The sequence below is a fragment of the Corynebacterium drakensteinense genome (assembly GCF_041224285.1).
Lineage (GTDB): Bacteria > Actinomycetota > Actinomycetes > Mycobacteriales > Mycobacteriaceae > Corynebacterium.
This window is the reverse complement of sequence record NZ_JAXOFP010000021.1, coordinates 19702-36700: the sequence shown is the minus strand read 5'-3', so window position 1 is coordinate 36700 and position 16999 is coordinate 19702. Positions and strand designations below refer to the sequence as shown.

The 16999-nt window shown below is 58.5% G+C and carries 14 protein-coding genes; 11 read left to right on the top strand and 3 right to left on the bottom strand.

Annotated elements, in window-relative coordinates; translation table 11 throughout:
- The first annotated feature begins 316 nt into the window (after positions 1-316).
- The 7 genes from rpsA to U1140_RS10070 all read left to right on the top strand — a co-directional run bounded on the left by rpsA (position 317) and on the right by U1140_RS10070 (position 8332).
- Positions 317-1783: a 30S ribosomal protein S1 gene (gene rpsA, locus U1140_RS10100; protein ID WP_369847603.1), complete on the top strand. Its 1467-nt coding sequence runs from the start codon at positions 317-319 to the stop codon at positions 1781-1783.
- 135 nt (positions 1784-1918) lie between these two features.
- Positions 1919-2524, top strand: a complete 606-nt coding sequence (gene coaE, locus U1140_RS10095) for a dephospho-CoA kinase (protein ID WP_369847600.1) — start codon at positions 1919-1921, stop codon at positions 2522-2524.
- A gap of 21 nt (positions 2525-2545) precedes the next feature.
- Entirely contained in the window at positions 2546-4651 is a 2106-nt protein-coding gene (gene uvrB, locus U1140_RS10090) for an excinuclease ABC subunit UvrB (protein WP_369847597.1), read from the top strand.
- Positions 4652-4830: 179 nt separating this feature from the next.
- The gene (locus U1140_RS10085) at positions 4831-6054 is read left to right on the top strand and encodes an acyl-CoA dehydrogenase family protein (protein ID WP_369847594.1); all 1224 of its coding nucleotides are present in this window, start codon (positions 4831-4833) and stop codon (positions 6052-6054) included.
- Between the two features lie 12 nt (positions 6055-6066).
- A complete protein-coding gene (locus U1140_RS10080; protein ID WP_369847592.1) occupies positions 6067-7245 on the top strand; it encodes a CaiB/BaiF CoA transferase family protein in 1179 nt (392 codons plus the stop codon).
- 99 nt (positions 7246-7344) lie between these two features.
- Positions 7345-7809 (top strand): universal stress protein, encoded by a 465-nt coding sequence (locus tag U1140_RS10075; protein ID WP_369847590.1) that lies wholly within the window; start codon positions 7345-7347, stop codon positions 7807-7809.
- Positions 7810-7831: 22 nt separating this feature from the next.
- Positions 7832-8332 (top strand): universal stress protein, encoded by a 501-nt coding sequence (locus tag U1140_RS10070; protein ID WP_369847588.1) that lies wholly within the window; start codon positions 7832-7834, stop codon positions 8330-8332.
- Between the two features lie 3 nt (positions 8333-8335).
- On the opposite strand, the gene U1140_RS10065 is transcribed toward U1140_RS10070, so the two are convergent.
- From U1140_RS10065 to U1140_RS10055, 3 genes are all read right to left on the bottom strand, one after another.
- A complete protein-coding gene (locus U1140_RS10065) occupies positions 8336-10639 on the bottom strand; it encodes a HelD family protein (protein WP_369847585.1) in 2304 nt (767 codons plus the stop codon).
- Between the two features lie 18 nt (positions 10640-10657).
- Entirely contained in the window at positions 10658-11488 is an 831-nt protein-coding gene (locus tag U1140_RS10060; RefSeq protein WP_369847583.1) for a DoxX family protein, read from the bottom strand.
- 137 nt (positions 11489-11625) lie between these two features.
- Positions 11626-12225, bottom strand: coding sequence for an MBL fold metallo-hydrolase (locus U1140_RS10055; RefSeq protein ID WP_369847582.1), 600 nt, complete (start codon positions 12223-12225; stop codon positions 11626-11628).
- Between the two features lie 193 nt (positions 12226-12418).
- On the opposite strand from U1140_RS10055, the gene uvrA reads away from it, so the two are divergent.
- The 4 genes from uvrA to rplT all read left to right on the top strand — a co-directional run bounded on the left by uvrA (position 12419) and on the right by rplT (position 16802).
- Complete coding sequence (gene uvrA, locus U1140_RS10050; RefSeq protein WP_369847581.1) at positions 12419-15262, top strand: excinuclease ABC subunit UvrA; 2844 nt, start codon at positions 12419-12421, stop codon at positions 15260-15262.
- Between the two features lie 349 nt (positions 15263-15611).
- Positions 15612-16133 (top strand): translation initiation factor IF-3, encoded by a 522-nt coding sequence (gene infC, locus U1140_RS10045; protein WP_306516270.1) that lies wholly within the window; start codon positions 15612-15614, stop codon positions 16131-16133.
- A gap of 32 nt (positions 16134-16165) precedes the next feature.
- A complete protein-coding gene (rpmI, locus tag U1140_RS10040) occupies positions 16166-16360 on the top strand; it encodes a 50S ribosomal protein L35 (protein ID WP_018120128.1) in 195 nt (64 codons plus the stop codon).
- Between the two features lie 58 nt (positions 16361-16418).
- On the top strand, positions 16419-16802 hold the full coding sequence (gene rplT, locus U1140_RS10035) for a 50S ribosomal protein L20 (RefSeq protein ID WP_021352214.1): 384 nt from the start codon (positions 16419-16421) through the stop codon (positions 16800-16802).
- The last annotated feature ends 197 nt before the right edge of the window (positions 16803-16999 follow it).

Below are 16999 nucleotides of genomic sequence, written 5' to 3'. Positions count from 1 at the left end.
GGGGAGTGCCGTGGGTGGGGGTGCGTTGAAATGGGTGGGTGCGCCATGAAATCGCGAACGCAAAAGATCCCGAAAACCTGCAGAAGTAAAAGTTGCGTACCTCCCATGGTGCGTTTATGCTATTAGGGGCACGTCTATGCGTTGGAATTGTGTGAACTTTGATAGGAGGTTCGACACATTTCTAGTGCGAGATCACCGAATGCAGTGTGTGTCGTTCCATGTTCTTTGGCTAAAACATCGAACAAGCGGCTGGATTCTGTGAGAGACTGCGAATGTACACAATCGATTTCCTATCCATTTCGGAGCACGCAATAATATGACAGCTTCTAAGGCCCCTCAGGTAGCCGTAAACGATATCGGCACCGCTGAGGATTTTCTCGCCGCGATCGACGAGACCATCAAGTACTTCAATGACGGTGACATTGTCGAAGGCACCGTCGTCAAGGTCGATCACGACGAGGTACTGCTTGACATCGGATACAAGACCGAAGGTGTAATCCCTTCGCGTGAGCTGTCCATCAAGCACGACGTTAACCCAGATGAGGTTGTTGAACTGGGTGACCAGATCGACGCCCTGGTTTTGACGAAGGAAGACAAGGAAGGCCGTCTGCTGCTTTCCAAGAAGCGCGCACAGTACGAGCGCGCTTGGGGCACCATCGAAGACCTCAAGAAAAACGACGAGCACGTCACCGGTACCGTCATCGAGGTTGTCAAGGGTGGCTTGATCCTGGATATCGGTCTCCGTGGCTTCCTGCCTGCATCCCTGGTAGAAATGCGCCGCGTTCGTGACCTGGAACCATACATCGGCCAGGAACTCGACGCTAAGATCATCGAGCTGGACAAGAACCGCAACAACGTCGTTCTGTCCCGTCGCGCATACCTGGAGCAGACTCAGTCCGAGGTTCGTTCCGAGTTCCTGCACCAGCTGCAAAAGGGTCAGGTACGCAAGGGTGTCGTTTCCTCCATCGTCAACTTCGGTTCCTTCGTGGACTTGGGCGGTGTCGACGGTCTGGTACACGTTTCCGAGCTGTCTTGGAAGCACATCGACCACCCATCCGAGGTTGTCACCGTTGGCGACGAAGTCACCGTCGAGGTTCTCGATGTTGACCTGGACCGCGAGCGCGTCTCCCTGTCGCTGAAGGCGACCCAGGAAGACCCATGGCGCGTCTTCGCCCGCACCCACGCTGTGGGCCAGATCGTTCCGGGCAAGGTCACCAAGCTGGTTCCATTCGGTGCGTTCGTTCGCGTCGAAGAAGGCATCGAAGGTCTGGTACACATCTCCGAGCTGGCACAGCGCCACGTCGAGGTTCCAGACCAGGTTGTCAACGTCGGCGAAGAAGCCATGGTCAAGGTCATCGACATCGACCTCGAGCGTCGTCGCATCTCCCTGTCGCTGAAGCAGGCAGACGAGGACTACACCGAAGAGTTCGATCCTTCCAAGTACGGCATGGCCGACTCCTACGACGAGCAGGGCAACTACCTGTTCCCAGAAGGCTTCGACCCAGAGACCAACGAGTGGAAAGAAGGCTTCGACGAACAGCGTCAGGCTTGGGAAGCTCGTTACGCCGAATCCGAGCGCCGCTTCCAGCTGCACACCGCGCAGATCGAGCGCAACCGTGCCGCAGCCGCTGAAGCAGCCGCTAACGACGATGCCGCCAACTACTCGTCCGAGACTGGTGCTTCCGATGCCGCTCCGTCATCCGAAGGCACCACCGAAGACGCTGGCTCGCTGGCATCCGACGAACAGCTTGCAGCACTGCGCGACAAGCTGGCTGGCAACTAAACCAGTAACCAGGCTGGCGGTTCCGGTAGCGCCTAAGCGATAACCGAGTGCGCCAGCTGCGCAGAAACCATCACCCACTTCTTTATGTCCGACCAGGGCATTGAGAAGTGGGTTTGTGCGTTCTAGACTAAACGCATGAAACTCATCGGACTTACCGGAGGCATCGGTAGCGGTAAGTCAACCGTTGCCGCAATGCTCAAAGAACACGGATTCCCCATCGTCGACGCCGACCGCATCGCCCGCGAAATCGTCGAACCCGGCCAACCAGCACTGCAAGAACTCGCCGCAGAATTCGGCGACGACATCCTCAATGCCGACGGCGCACTCGACCGCAGCCTGCTCGCATCCCGCGCCTTCGTCGACGAGGAAGCCACCCGCACGCTCAACGAGATTACCCACCCCCGCATCAACGAACGCACCCAAGAGCTTTTTGACGCAGCGCGCGAGAATGGGGCAGAGGCCGTCATCTACGACATGCCCCTGCTCATTGACAAAGGTCTGCACAAAGACATGGACGCCACCATCGTCGTCCACACCGATGAACACCTACGCATCGAACGCCTGACCACCAAACGTGGTCTCGACAGCGATGACGTCCGCCGCCGCATCAATGCCCAAATCGATGATGAAACGCGCAATGCCGCTGCGGACATCCTCATCGACAACAACGGGGGCGAAGACGAGTTGCGCCCACAAATCACTGCCGCGGCAGAAAAAATCCACCAGCTTTCTCGCGACTAACAGCGCGGTAGACTGAGGATTATGGCTTTTGCTGCTGAATATCCCGTCTTTTCTGAATCCGAACACCGCCCCGTCGGGGCAATCGAGCGCCGGAAAAAGACCTTTGAAGTCGTCTCCGAATACCAGCCCGCCGGCGACCAGCCAAAGGCAATCAAAGAGCTCGACCGTCGGCTCAAAGAAGGAGAATCCGACGTCGTGTTGCTCGGTGCCACGGGTACCGGTAAATCCGCCACTGCGGCGTGGCTGATTGAACAGCAGCAACGCCCCACGCTGGTCATGGCGCCGAATAAGACGCTCGCGGCGCAGCTGGCCAACGAGTTGCGGCAACTCCTGCCGAACAACGCGGTGGAATACTTCGTTTCCTACTACGACTACTACCAACCCGAGGCCTACGTCGCGCAGACCGATACCTATATCGAAAAAGACTCTTCGATTAACGAAGATGTCGAGCGCCTGCGCCACTCGGCAACCTCGGCGCTGCTCTCCCGCCGTGACGTCGTCGTAGTCTCGTCGGTCTCCTGCATCTACGGCTTGGGTACGCCGCAGTCCTACCTGGACCGCTCGCTGGTCATGAGCGTCGATGACGAAGTCGAGCGTGATCGTTTCTTGCGGCTGCTCGTTGATATTCAATACGAGCGCAACGACGTTGGTTTTACCCGCGGCGCCTTCCGCGTCAACGGCGATACCGTCGACATCATCCCGGCCTATGAGGAGCGTGCGGTGCGCATTGAGTTCTTCGGCGACGATATCGACGCCCTCTACTACATCCATCCGTTGACCGGCGACATCCTGGAACAAGTCGACGAGGTGCGCATTTTCCCCGCCACTCACTATGTCGCGGGCCCCGAACGCATGGAAAAGGCCATCGCGGATATCAAAGAAGAGCTGCAGCAGCGGCTAGCCGAGCTGGAAAACCGCGGCAAGCTGCTCGAAGCGCAACGTCTGCGCATGCGCACCGAATATGACCTCGAGATGATCGAACAGGTCGGGTTTTGCTCCGGCATTGAGAACTACTCCCGGCACATCGACGGCCGTGAAGCCGGCAGCGCCCCGGCGACGCTGATGGATTATTTCCCGGAAGACTTTCTGACGATCATCGACGAGTCCCACGTGACCGTCCCACAGATTGGGGGCATGTTCGAAGGGGATATGTCACGCAAGCGCAACCTGGTGGACTTCGGCTTCCGGTTGCCTTCGGCACTGGATAACCGGCCGCTGACCTTCGACGAATTTGAAAAACGCGTCGGCCAGACCGTTTATCTCTCGGCAACCCCGGGCGATTATGAAATCACGGCGGCTGGTGGCGAATACGTCGAGCAGGTGATTCGCCCGACCGGGCTGGTGGACCCAAAGGTGACCGTTAAGCCGACCAAGGGCCAGATCGATGATCTGATCGACGAAGTAAAAACCCGTACCGCGAAAAGCGAGCGCGTCTTGGTCACCACCCTGACCAAGCGCATGGCCGAAGACCTGACCGATTACCTGCTGGAACACGGCGTCAAGGTCCGCTACCTGCACTCCGATATCGATACCCTGCAGCGCGTGGAACTACTGCGGCAGCTGCGATTGGGTGAGTTCGACGTTCTGGTGGGTATTAACCTGCTGCGCGAGGGCCTCGACCTGCCAGAAGTCTCGTTGGTCGCCATTTTGGATGCCGATAAAGAAGGCTTCTTGCGTTCGACTACCTCGCTGATTCAGACCATCGGCCGTGCCGCCCGTAACGTCTCCGGTGAGGTCATCATGTATGCCGACCGGGTCACCGACTCGATGCAAAACGCAATCGATGAGACCGAGCGTCGTCGCGAAAAGCAGATCGCCTACAACACCGAGCACGGCATCGACCCGCAACCGCTGCGCAAAAAGATCGCGGACATCCTCGACCAAGTCTATGATTCCGACGACGATGGGGAAGCAGCCACCCAATCAGAGACCGGCGACGCCGCGCTGGTGGAAAAGCCAGATGTCTCTTCTATGGCGGAAGATGAAATCCAAACGCTTATCGACGAGCTGACCACACAGATGAAGGTTGCCGCACGGGATCTGAAATTCGAATTGGCTGGCCGGTTGCGCGACGAGATCGCAGACCTGAAAAAGGAGCTACGCGGGGTGAAAGAAGCAGGAATCTAGTGCCCGTTGGGCTCGCGCTGCTGCCTTGTGAATCCACTGATAGTTTCTGGTTGAAAAAATTTTCCAAACCGGTTGAAGTTGGGTAAACCGCGTAATAGTGTGAGGTGCACAATAAAGACTGGCCAATTCGTATTGGTGCACTACACCGCACAGAATTACACGAGGAGTTCACCGTCACCATGCCCGACACAAACGCCGCAGCAGAATCCCTATTCGGTGCTGTAGATATCACGCAGCTAGACTCACTGTTTTCCGACGAAGAGAAAAACACTGCGCTGCGGGTGCGCGGTTTCGTCGACGAGCACATCCGCCCCAACATTGCCGAGTGGTTTGATAAAGCGCATTTCCCATTAGAGATCATTCCGGAAATGGGCAAACTCGGCGTGCTGGGCATGCACCTGGATGGCTACGGCTGCCCGGGCCGCAGCGCTGTGGAATACGGGCTGGCGGCACAAGAGCTCGAGGCCGGAGATTCCGGCCTGCGCACCTTTGTCTCGGTGCAGGGTTCGCTGGCGATGTCGGCGATTCACAAACACGGCTCGGAAGAGCAGAAACAACACTGGCTGCCAAAGATGGCTAAGGGCGAAGCCGTGGGCTGTTTTGGATTGACCGAACCTACTGCGGGGTCGGACCCGGCTTCGATGCGCACCGTCGCCAAGCAAGATGCCAGTGGTGATTGGGTGCTGAACGGTTCTAAGCGCTGGATTGGTTTGGCGAATGTGGCCGACGTCGCCATCATTTGGGCGCAAACTGGTGAGCATGGTGATGCACGCGGCGTGCGCGGTTTCGTGGTGCCGACTGACACCAAGGGTTATTCTGCGCAGGTTATCGAACCGAAAATGTCCATGCGTGCTTCCATCCAATGCGAAATTCACTTGGACGACGTGCGCCTGCCAGCATCTGCCATGTTGCCAGCAGATACCGCGGTGGGCTTGGGCGGGCCGTTCCGCTGTTTGAACGAGGCACGCTACGGCATCATCTGGGGCGTGATGGGCGCTGCACGCGATAGCTTCAACGCCGCGCTGGAATACAGCCAACAGCGCGAGCAATTTGGCACGCCACTGAGCCACTTCCAGATTACGCAAACCAAACTGGCGGATATGGCCGTCGGCATCAATCGTGGCTACCTGTTGGCCCACCAGATTGGGCGACTGAAAGACAGCACCGGAGCGCTGCAACCGGCAACGATTTCGACGGGCAAGCTCGATAACACCCGGGTTGCGCTCGATATCGCCCGCCAGTCCCGCGCGATGCTCGGTGGTAACGGCATTTCTCTGGAGCACTCGCCGCTGCGGCACGCAAACAACCTGGAATCCGTGCGCACCTATGAGGGCACCGACGAGGTGCACCAGCTCACGATCGGTCGCCACCTGACCGGCGTCGGCGCGTTCCACGCACGCTAGAGGCAGCTGCGCATGAATACACAACGAGCGCAACAGACCGGCGGGCCACTCGAGGGCATCGTCATCGCGGATTTTTCCCGTGTGTTGGCCGGGCCATTTTGCACCATGCTGTTGGCCGACCTTGGTGCGCGGGTGATCAAAGTGGAATCTCCCGGCGGCGACGATACGCGGCAGTGGGCACCGCCAATCGCTAACGACATGAGCACGTATTTCATGTCAGCCAATCGCAACAAGGAATCGATCGCGCTGGACCTAAAAGACCCAGCCGACCTTGAGACCGCACACGATATTGTCGCCCGTGCCGACGTGCTCATCGAAAACTTCAAACCCGGTGGCCTGCAGAAATTCGGTTTAGATCCCGCGCAAACCACGAAGCGATGGCCGCGGCTGGTTCACGCCTCCATCAACGGTTTTGGCTCCGGCAAAGGCGCCCACCTGGCGGGGTATGATCTGCTGATTCAGGCGCTGTCTGGGTTGATGCATGTTACTGGTGAAGCAGATGGCCCGGCGCAAAAAACTGGGGTGGCGATCGTCGATGTCTGCACCGGACTGCACTGCGCGGTGGGCATCCTGGCCGCATTGTTGGAACGCGAAAACTCGCAGGCCGGGCAGTCTTTGGAGGTCAATCTGCTGTCTGTGGCGCTATCGAGCCTGGCAAACCAATCGGGCGGCTATGCCGCGACCGGGCAAGAGCCGCAGCGCATGGGCAACGATCACCCCAGCTTGTACCCGTATGGGCCGTTCCAGGCGCAGGATCAACCGTTGATTATCGCGTGTGGCAATGACGGGCAATATCGTCGGCTTGTCGAAGAATTGGGAAAGCCCGAACTCGCCGACGACGAGCGCTTCGCCACCATGCAAGCGCGCAATCACAATCGCGAGATCCTGCGCGCGGAAATCGAAGAGGTGCTGCGGAACAAACCTGCACACCAGTGGTATGAGGATTTCCTGGCAGCGGGTGTGATGTCTGCGCCGATTAATTCTGTCGGGCAAGGTATCGAATTCGCAGATTCGCTCGGTCTGGACCCCGTCGTCGCGATTCACAGCGCCGAAGGCACCACCTACCGCACGGTCAGCAATCCGGTGACGTATTCGCGCACGCCGGCCAACTACCACAGCCCGCCGCCCCAGTTGGGTGCCGACGGTGATGCGGTGCGCTCCTGGATTGCGCGCACAAAGCCGCGAGAATAAACCGGCATAGAATCCGTCACAATTAGTGCTGTTTTAGCGGTGTCCGCAGGCAACAGGCGTTAAACTTTCACTATCGCCCAGCCTGGAAGGATCACCCACGTGGTTGCATATTCGACTATTGTCACCGGATCTGACGGATCCGAATCGTCCCTGCATGCGGTGCGCTCTGCCGCCAGTTTGGCGCACGCATACGGAGCACGGTTGATCATCGTCTCGGCGTATTATCAGAAAAACGGTTTGATCATCGATGCCAAAGCTGACGCGAATGCGTTGCCGGTGATCAACCGCGAGGCCGCAGATGAGATCCTGCGCGACGCCGAAAAAGTTGCTACCGACGAAGGTGCCAGCGATGTCGAGCTGCGCGCGCTCAACGGCGCACCGGTGGCGGTTTTGCGTCGGGTGGTGGAAGAAGCTGCCGCAGATCTCGTCGTTATCGGCAACCGTGGGCTGCGAACCTTGTCCGGGCGGGTATTTGGCAGCATTCCTAGCGAAGTCACCCGGCGTTTCGACGTTGACGTCTTGGTGGTTAACAGCGACGATGCTGCTTCTTCCGCAGATCACTAGCCGGGCGGGGTAGAGAATAACTATGACAAGTCATGCCGCAGCCGTGAACGCTGGCGCTGGTTCCGGAAGTGCTGCCACTAACAGCGATGACTATTCCACGATCGTCGTTGGCAGCGATGGTTCGCAGTCGTCATTGCTCGCGGTGCGTCGAGCAGCACGCTTGGCTGCCGCTTTCGATGCACAACTGGTGATCGCGTGCGCGTATTACGAGCCGGAAGAACAAGCAGCACACCATGACGGCCTGAGCCAACACCCCGTGGTGGGTGCGCAACAGGCCGATTCCATCGTGCGTCCGGCAATCGACGAAGCCCGCGCCTTAGGAGCCGAGAAAGCAACCAGTGCGGTGGCAAACGGCAGCCCGGTGGAGGCTCTGATGAGCGTCGTCGCGCGGCACGACGCCGATTTGCTCGTGGTGGGTAACCGCGGCATAAATACCCTTACCGGTCGGCTGCTGGGTTCGGTGCCGGCCGATATCGCCCGGCAGTCTGATTGCGATGTGATGATTGTGCACACCGTGGCCTAAACGCTAAGCCTCCAGCTCTAGCTCCAGCTCGCCGATGATGCGCAACGTCTGCGTCGCACGTGTGCAGGCAACATAAAGATCCTGCCAGCCGCGCGGCGAAGCCTGAATAATGTCCTCCGGCTCCACGACGATGACGTGATCGTATTCCAAGCCCTTGTGCTCGGCAGCGTTAGCGGCATTGATGATTGCACAGCTGCGCTGCTCGCCGCCGGTCTCTGCAGCAATGTCTTTGCGTAGCTGCTCTGGATCAGTGCCGCTTGGCAACCAGTGCACCGCACCGTCGCGGTGACGGATTGCTTGCGCTACCGCAGCATCCGGATTGATGCGCCGCACAATCGCTTCCGCCAATTCGGCGATCTCTACTGGGGTGCGGTAGTTGATGCTCAACTGGTGATGGCGGTAGCGCTTGTCGACGAACGGCGCCAGCGCCTCGTCCCAGTTATCGCTACCTGCCGGTGAACCAGTCTGGGCGGGATCGCCCACCAGCGTCATCCAGCGGTTCGGGCTGCGACGGAAGACCATGCGCCATTCCATCGGCGAAAGCTCCTGTGCTTCATCGACCACCACGTGGCCAAATGCCCAGGTGCGATCACCTTCCGCACGCTGCGCGGTAGTGCGATAATCGCGCGCCTGTTGGCGCCGCGCCAGCGTTTCGGCGTCAATGACGTGGTGCGCCGAGAGGATCTCGGATTCAAAAACGTCATCGTTATCCGTGGATTCGGACGTCGCCAGAATATCCAGTGCACCTTCGGCCTCGTCCAGTGCTTCTTGCCACTCGCGTTCATCAGCCGCGGCCTGCTGCTCGTCGTCGCCACTGCCCAACAGTTGCGCAAGCTCGTCTAAGAGCGCAGCGTCGGAGTCTGCCCAGCCTTGCTCGGCGGCCGCATTTCCGCCACGCCAGAGCGCAGCGACGAATTCTTCGCCGTCCCGGGAACGGCATGCTGCTTGCAGCGCGGTGCGATCCTGCAACAGTTCACGCAGCACCTGGCGCGGGCCAAGTTGCGGCCAGAATTCGTCGACAAGCTCGTCGATGACGGCTTCGTCTGCAATATCTTCTTGCAGGGCAGCGATATCCGCGTTGCTCAGCAGGTTGCCGCCGTCCACCGGGTCGTGGCCGATGATCGCCGCCAAGGCATTGGCCAGCTCTATACGTAGCTGTTCGGTGAAAAATTCCCGCGCCTCGTTATGCGGCTTGCGCGAACGACGCGCCCGGGTACGCGCGGCTTTTACCATCGCCGGGGTAAGTTCCACCGGTGTTCCGTCGAGAACGATTTCCCGCGGTTTTGTCGGGGCACTTTGGTATGCCTTCACCGCGGCCTTGAGCACGTCCACCATCTGCAGCGAACCTTTGATCCGGCGGGTGGTGGCGTCTTCGTGCAGGTTGGGGCGCAGGCCAGGGTAGAGCCGCCCGATGGTGCTGAGCACCACGCCGGTTTCGCCCAATTCTGGCAACACCTGCGAGATGTAATTCAAGAACTTCGGGTTCGGGCCGATGATCAGCACGCCGGTGCGGGAAAGCTGCTCGCGCCAGGTATAAAGCAGGTATGCCACGCGGTGCAGCGCCACCGCGGTTTTCCCCGTGCCCGGGCCACCCTCGACGACGAGCACCCCGCGGGTGGCATCGCGAATAATCGCATCCTGCTCGCGTTGGATTGTTTCCACGATCGAGTGCATGTGTTCGCCGCGCGCCTGGTTCATGGCTTGCAGCAACGCTGCTTCGCCGGCCACGTCTGCTTTATCGGCATCAATCGGGGCAACACCCGAGAGGTACTCGTCGTCGATGTCCTTGACGACGCGATCCGCGGTGCGGATATGCCTACGTGTGCGCACACCTTCCGGGTGGGCGGTGGTTGCCAGATAAAACGGCCGTGCCATCGGCGCGCGCCAGTCGATCAACAACGAACGGTAGTCATCATCGCGATCCATGAGACCAATGCGGCCGATATAGCGGCGGTCGAGCCCCTCGTCGGTAGGGTTATCTCCGGCCACTCCGTCGGTGTCGACGTCGATACGGCCAAACACTAATCCGATCTGGGCAAGGTTGAGCTGGTCGAGCTTTTCCTGCAGTCGGTGGTACTCGGTTTCGCGGCGCAGCAAAGCGTCGGAATCGGCGTTGCTGGGGTCGATCGTGAGCTGAGCGTCGGCGAGACGCTGTCGTGCGTGAGAGACATCCGAATCCAAAATGCCGAACAAAGCATCAACATAGCTTTGTTCGGCGGCGAGTTCTGCAGAAAACTCTGCGGAGTCTAACCCCGCAGAATTATCCGAACCCGTGGATTGCTGTCCCGTAGAAAAACGGGGAGACAATGCGAAATAGTTTCTTTCTTAGAGATCGATTTTCTTGTCGAGCTTCTTCATAGCTTTGGACAGAGCCTTGTCTGCCTTGCTCTGAATCTTCTCGGCGTTCTTGCGTGCCTTCTTGGCCTTCTTGCCGTGCTTCTTCTCGGCATCCTTCAGCGCGTCGTTGGCCTTATCCTGCGCCTTCTTGGCTGCCTTAACGGCACCCTTCTTGGCGGTCTTGGCGTTGGAACGAGCAGCATCCAGCCAGTCGTCCTTGTTGTCGTTGACGAAAGCCTGGGCCTTGTCGCTGGAATCCTTGAACCAGTCGCCAGCCTGCTCGGTGAAGTTGGCGGCCTTCTCGCGAGCCTCGTCCAAAGCCTTCTCGGAATCAGACTGGGTTGGCAGCGCCTTTTGGACCTTCTTGCTGGCCTGCTTCGACGCGTGCTCTGCGCGCCACTTCAAACCAGGCTTGCCCTCAGTGTCCTGCGAAGCGATGAACAAGCCACCGAGCAGGGCAGAAGAGGTAGCGAAGTTGTTCAGGCGAACGCGACGCTCGTCGCTTTCGTCGGCTGCCCAGAAAGCATCACGGGAAATCAGGGTTGGCAAGGTGGTCAGTGCCAGCACGCTGGCAGCAACACGAGGGGCCTTGCCGATAGCGAACAAGGAACCAGCACCCACCTTGGTTCCACCCAGAACGCGAGCGACGGTCTTTGGGCTGTTAGGAATAGCGTCCGCGATGTCGGCTGGGACAATCTTGCGCACGCGATTAATCAAGTCTTCGGTCGCATCCACACGCTCGTTGGTCTTACGCAGCGCGTCAACGCCGTCGATAATGAAGACCGAAGCCAACATTGGTCGTGCAATCTTGCGGATCATAGCTAAAAATGCTCCTTGTAATAGTCGCTAGAAGTGCTAGTGGTTAATTCTACGCGAGAATAGCCAAAAGTGTGTGGGAAATTATACGGTGAATCCTGCTGGATCACGCTCGGTATAAGCGCGGTATACCTCCGGTGTTACCAGCGCCGTTCCCACCATTCGTCGAGCTTTGGGCGCTCGTCGCCCAGCGTGGTGGGATCTCCGTGACCTGGCCACACCTTAGTCTCGTCCGGGTACTGGTCGAAGATGCGGCTGTTGACGTCGTGGAACAAGCGCACGAAATCGCCTTCGGATTCCGTTTTGCCCAATCCGCCGGGAAACAGCGAATCTCCCACGAACAGATTGGGCACATCATCGATGACAGCGGCGAGCGCAACTCCGCCCGGAGTGTGGCCGCGCAAGATGATCGCTGGGTACTCTTCCCCGGCGAATTCGATGACATCGCCGTGGTGCAACTCGACATCAATCTCCGCTGGGATGGCGGGGGCATCCAAATACGATGCGTAGTGGCGTGCTCCGGTCGCTTCCAACACTTCCTCCAGCGCGCGGGTGTGATCCCAGTGGCGGTGGGTCGTGAGCACCGTGGTGATCTTGACCCCGAGCCCTTCGGCGAAAGCCAGCAGCTTCGCGGAATCATCGGCGGCGTCGATCAATAACGCCTGGTCACCGTCGACAAGAAAGTAGCATTGGTTGTCCATCTCGGAAACGGACAGGGAATGTAATGTCAGTGTGCTCATAAGGCTTATTTTACGGATTTGCGCCCAGAATTGCGCCCGGTGGCTTGGTGCCGCTTGTAGCCGACGGGCACTGCCGGTTGCGCCCACAACGGTGCTTCGTCGAAAAGCGCCCGGCCTGGTAGTTTTAAAGAGTCAAAAACTTATATAAGCGCTTATATAATCCGTAAATTTTCTGGGAAGGCTTGGTGGATCCGTGGCGGACCGTTTGGTGGTCAAAGGTGCACGTGAACACAACCTGAAAGGCGTGGACATTGACTTGCCACGCGATACAATGATCGCGTTTACCGGGCTTTCCGGTTCGGGAAAGTCTTCGCTGGCATTCGACACGATTTTTGCCGAAGGCCAGCGCCGTTACGTCGAATCGCTCTCGTCGTACGCGCGGATGTTCTTGGGGCAAATGGACAAGCCCGACGTCGAGTTCATCGAGGGGCTCTCGCCAGCGGTATCGATAGATCAGAAGTCGACGAACCACAACCCGCGCTCGACGGTGGGTACGATCACCGAGATTTATGACTATCTGCGTTTGTTGTTCTCGCGTGCGGGAACCCCGCACTGCCCGGTCTGCGATGCCGTGATCGAGCGTCAAACCACGCAGATGATCGTTGACCAAGTTCTGGAACACGAAGAAAAAGCCAAGTTCCAAGTGCTTGCGCCGGTGGTGCGCACCCGCAAGGGCGAATTCGTCGATTTATTTGCCGATCTGGCAGCGCAGGGTTTTTCTCGCGCCCGCATCGACGGCGAGATTCATCAGCTCAATGATCCGCCGAAGCTGAAAAAGCAGATTAAGCACGATATTGATGTTGTGGTCGACCGTTTGCAGGTCAAAGCCTCGCAGAAACAGCGCCTGACCGATTCCGTGGAAACCGCGCTGCGGCTTGCCGACGGCTTGGTAACCATCGACTTTGTCGATGACCCGGATTCCACCCGGCTGTTTTCCGAGAAATCGGCCTGCCCGAATGGCCATGCCTTGACCATTGATGAATATGAGCCGCGGTCGTTCTCGTTCAACTCGCCCTACGGCGCCTGCCCGTCGTGCGACGGCTTGGGTTCGCGCCACGAAGTTGATGTGGACCTGCTGATTCCGGATCCAGACGCGCCGGCGAACAAAGCTGTGCAACCGTGGTACGCCAGCCCGAACCAGCGCTATTTCATCAAACTCGTCGAAGGCCTGGCGAAAACCCTGAAGTTCGACCCGGAAACACCGTATTCGCAGCTGACTAAACAGCAGCGCGACGCGTTGGTTAACGGCACGAAAACCGAAGTTCGTGTGCGCTACCGCAACCGCTATGGTCGCCAGCGCGACTGGACCGCCCCGTTTGAGGGCGCGGCAGGGTATGTGCGCCGCAAGCTGGATACCGCAGAATCGGATTCGCAGAAAGACCGGTTCATGGCCTATACCCGACAGGTTCCGTGCAAAAAGTGTAAAGGGACGCGCTTAAAGCCGGAGATTCTCGCGGTGCGTTTGGCCTCAACTTCGCATGGGGAGCAGTCCATCGCGGGCTTGGCCTCGTTGCCGATCGAAGAAGCCACGGTATTCCTGGACACCCTGCAGCTTGACCACCGCAACAAGATCATTGCCGGGGCGGTATTGAAAGAAATCCAGGCGCGCCTGCAGTTTCTTGTCGACGTCGGCCTGACCTATCTCACGCTCAACCGTGGGGCCTCGACGCTGTCCGGTGGTGAGGCGCAGCGTATCCGTTTGGCCACCCAGATTGGTGCGGGCCTGGCGGGCGTCTTGTACGTCTTGGACGAGCCATCGATCGGCCTGCACCAGCGCGATAACCATCGCTTGATCGCGACTTTGCAGCGCTTGCGCGATTTGGGCAACACGTTGATTGTCGTCGAGCACGATGAAGATACCATTCGCGCCTCGGACTGGATGGTGGATATCGGCCCGCGCGCTGGCGAATACGGCGGCCAGGTGGTCTACCAGGGCAAACCAGATGGTATCGAAGACTGCGCGGAGTCATTGACCGGTGATTATTTGTCTGGCCGCAAGGTGCTGGCGGTGCCGGAATCGCGTCGGCCGGTGGATAACGACCGTCAGTTAACCGTGGTGGGCGCCCGCGAAAACAACCTGCGCGGCATCAACGTGACCATCCCGTTGGGCGTTTTGTGCTGCATCACGGGTGTGTCCGGTTCCGGCAAATCTACGGTGATTAACGGAATTTTGGCGAAGACGCTGGCCAACGAGCTCAACCGCGCGCGGCAGGTCCCCGGCCGAGCCAAGCGCGTGGAGGGCATCGAAAACCTGGACAAGATGGTGCAAGTCGATCAGTCACCAATTGGTCGAACCCCGCGCTCCAACCCGGCGACCTATACCGGCGTATTCGATAAAATTCGCAACCTGTTTGCTGAGACGCAAGAGGCCAAGGTGCGCGGATACAAGCCGGGGCGGTTCTCGTTTAACGTCAAAGGCGGGCGGTGTGAATCGTGTCAGGGCGAAGGCACGCTGAAGATCGAGATGAATTTCTTGCCCGATGTCTTCGTGCCGTGCGAGGTCTGCCAGGGTGCGCGTTATAACCGAGAGACGCTTGAGGTGCAGTACAAGGGCAAGAATATCGCCGAGGTGCTCAACATGCCGATCTCGGAAGCTGCCGAATTCTTCGAACCCATCACTTCGATCCACCGCTATTTGGCCACGCTTGTCGACGTTGGCCTGGGCTACGTGCGCTTGGGCCAATCCGCGACGACGCTGTCCGGTGGTGAAGCCCAGCGCGTGAAGCTGGCCTCCGAGCTGCAGAAGCGTTCGCATGGTCGCACGATTTATATCCTGGACGAGCCGACGACGGGTCTGCATTTCGAAGACATCCGCCGCCTGATGTTGGTAATCCAGGGCCTTGTCGACAAGGGCAATTCAGTGTTGATTATCGAGCACAACCTGGATGTGATCAAGGCTTCGGACTGGATCGTCGACATGGGGCCAGAGGGCGGCTCCGGTGGCGGCACAGTGGTTGCGCAAGGAACGCCTGAAGATGTCGCAAAGGTCGCGGAATCGCACACCGGGCAGTTCCTCGCGGAGATTTTGCATGGCTGATGTTGGGGCGGGGACTGATGCCTTGAACTGATGCCCGGGGCTGCTGTCTGGGTCTGAACCCTGGGACTGAAGTCCAGGACTGTGGGCGGATTGGCAGCATTGGCAGTGATGTTTTGCTAACGTCGTCAAGCTGTGCTACAGTCAACCGCACTACCACCTAGGGTTCCATCCAGGAACTTAGGTCACAAGTGGAGTTTTCTCCCACCTTATGCCGCCACGCAGGCTGGCTACGGGTAAAGGTACACACATTGGGTGCATTTTGCGCCCTTGTGTGTGTTTTTATCGGGGGAGGGCTCCTTTGTGGCAGGGTAGACGTTTCATTCGCCCCTTTTGAACTTAGGAGTCACACATCAGCGCTGAAGCTCGCATTAATGAGCGTATTCGAGTACCGGAAGTCCGTCTTATCGGTCCTGAAGGTGAGCAGGTTGGTGTCGTTCGTACCGACGACGCCCGCAAGGTTGCTTACGAGGCCGATCTCGATCTAGTTGAGGTTGCGCCGAAGGCAAAGCCACCTGTCGCCAAGATCATGGACTACGGCAAGTTCAAGTATGAACAAGCCCAAAAAGCCCGTGAGTCCAAGAAGAATCAGCAGCAGACCGTCGTCAAGGAGCAAAAGCTTCGTCCGAAAATTGACGACCATGACTATGAGACCAAAAAGGGCAATGTTGTCCGCTTCCTGGAAAAGGGCTCCAAGGTCAAGGTAACCATCATGTTCCGCGGTCGTGAGCAGTCGCGTCCTGAACTTGGTTTCCGCTTGCTGGAACGGTTGGCCAATGACGTCGCAGAATACGGCGTTGTGGAAGCCAAGCCGAAGCAGGATGGTCGCAACATGACCATGGTGCTTGGTCCAGTACGCAAGGGCAAGAAATAACGAACCGTCAATTAAGGGATTAAGGAAACTCCATGAAGCAGAAGACCCACAAGGGCACAGCAAAGCGATTCAAGCAGACTGGCTCCGGCAAATTGCGTCGTGAGCAGGCGAATCGTCGTCACCTGCTGGAGCACAAGCCTTCTAAGCGCACCCGTCGTCTGAAGGGTGACGTTGACGTTGCACAGGCTGATCAGAAGCGCATCAAGCGTTTGCTTGGCAAGGCCTAAAGGCCCGCTCGTTTCATCCCACATCAGTACCAACAACAAGATTTAAGGAAGTTTCACCGTGGCACGAGTAAAGCGGTCCGTTAACGCCAAAAAGAAGCGTCGCACAATCCTGAAGTCCGCCAAGGGCTACCGGGGTCAGCGCTCCCGCCGCTACCGCGTAGCGAAAGAGCAGTGGCTGCACTCCATGACCTACGCTTACCGCGACCGTCGCGCGCGTAAGTCGGAGTTCCGCAAACTGTGGATCCAGCGCATCAACGCTGCAGCTCGCATGAACGACATCACCTACAACCGTCTGATCCACGGCCTGCGTCTGGCCGAGATCGAGGTTGACCGCAAGATGCTTGCAGAGCTGGCTGTCAACGACTTCGACACCTTCTCCGCACTCTGCGAGGCTGCCAAGTCCGCACTGCCTGCCGACGTCAACGCACCGGCAAACGCATAAGGAATCTGCGCCGACTTTCGCGCAGACTCTTCGCGCAACGCAATCGTTGCGCCACACGCCCTCGGATAACTTCCGGGGGCGTTTTGCTGTTACCAAGCAGTTCTTGGATTCTAGGGGTCCGTTGCACTGCTGTTGTAAGCAGGGGGCAGGGGGATAGGTAAGCAGGGGATAGGACTGGATACTGTAATCTGCTAGAT

What these genes read in the sequence shown, in the direction of transcription:
- U1140_RS10070 (WP_369847588.1), top strand. Translation starts at nt 7,832, where the DNA reads ATGACAAGTCATGCCGCAGCCGTGAACGCTGGCGCTGGTTCCGGAAGT.
- rpsA (WP_369847603.1), top strand. Translation starts at nt 317, where the DNA reads ATGACAGCTTCTAAGGCCCCTCAGGTAGCCGTAAACGATATCGGCACC.
- U1140_RS10085 (WP_369847594.1), top strand. Translation starts at nt 4,831, where the DNA reads ATGCCCGACACAAACGCCGCAGCAGAATCCCTATTCGGTGCTGTAGAT.
- rpmI (WP_018120128.1), top strand. Translation starts at nt 16,166, where the DNA reads ATGAAGCAGAAGACCCACAAGGGCACAGCAAAGCGATTCAAGCAGACT.
- U1140_RS10055 (WP_369847582.1), bottom strand. Translation starts at nt 12,225, where the DNA reads ATGAGCACACTGACATTACATTCCCTGTCCGTTTCCGAGATGGACAAC.
- uvrB (WP_369847597.1), top strand. Translation starts at nt 2,546, where the DNA reads ATGGCTTTTGCTGCTGAATATCCCGTCTTTTCTGAATCCGAACACCGC.
- U1140_RS10060 (WP_369847583.1), bottom strand. Translation starts at nt 11,488, where the DNA reads ATGATCCGCAAGATTGCACGACCAATGTTGGCTTCGGTCTTCATTATC.
- U1140_RS10080 (WP_369847592.1), top strand. Translation starts at nt 6,067, where the DNA reads ATGAATACACAACGAGCGCAACAGACCGGCGGGCCACTCGAGGGCATC.
- coaE (WP_369847600.1), top strand. Translation starts at nt 1,919, where the DNA reads ATGAAACTCATCGGACTTACCGGAGGCATCGGTAGCGGTAAGTCAACC.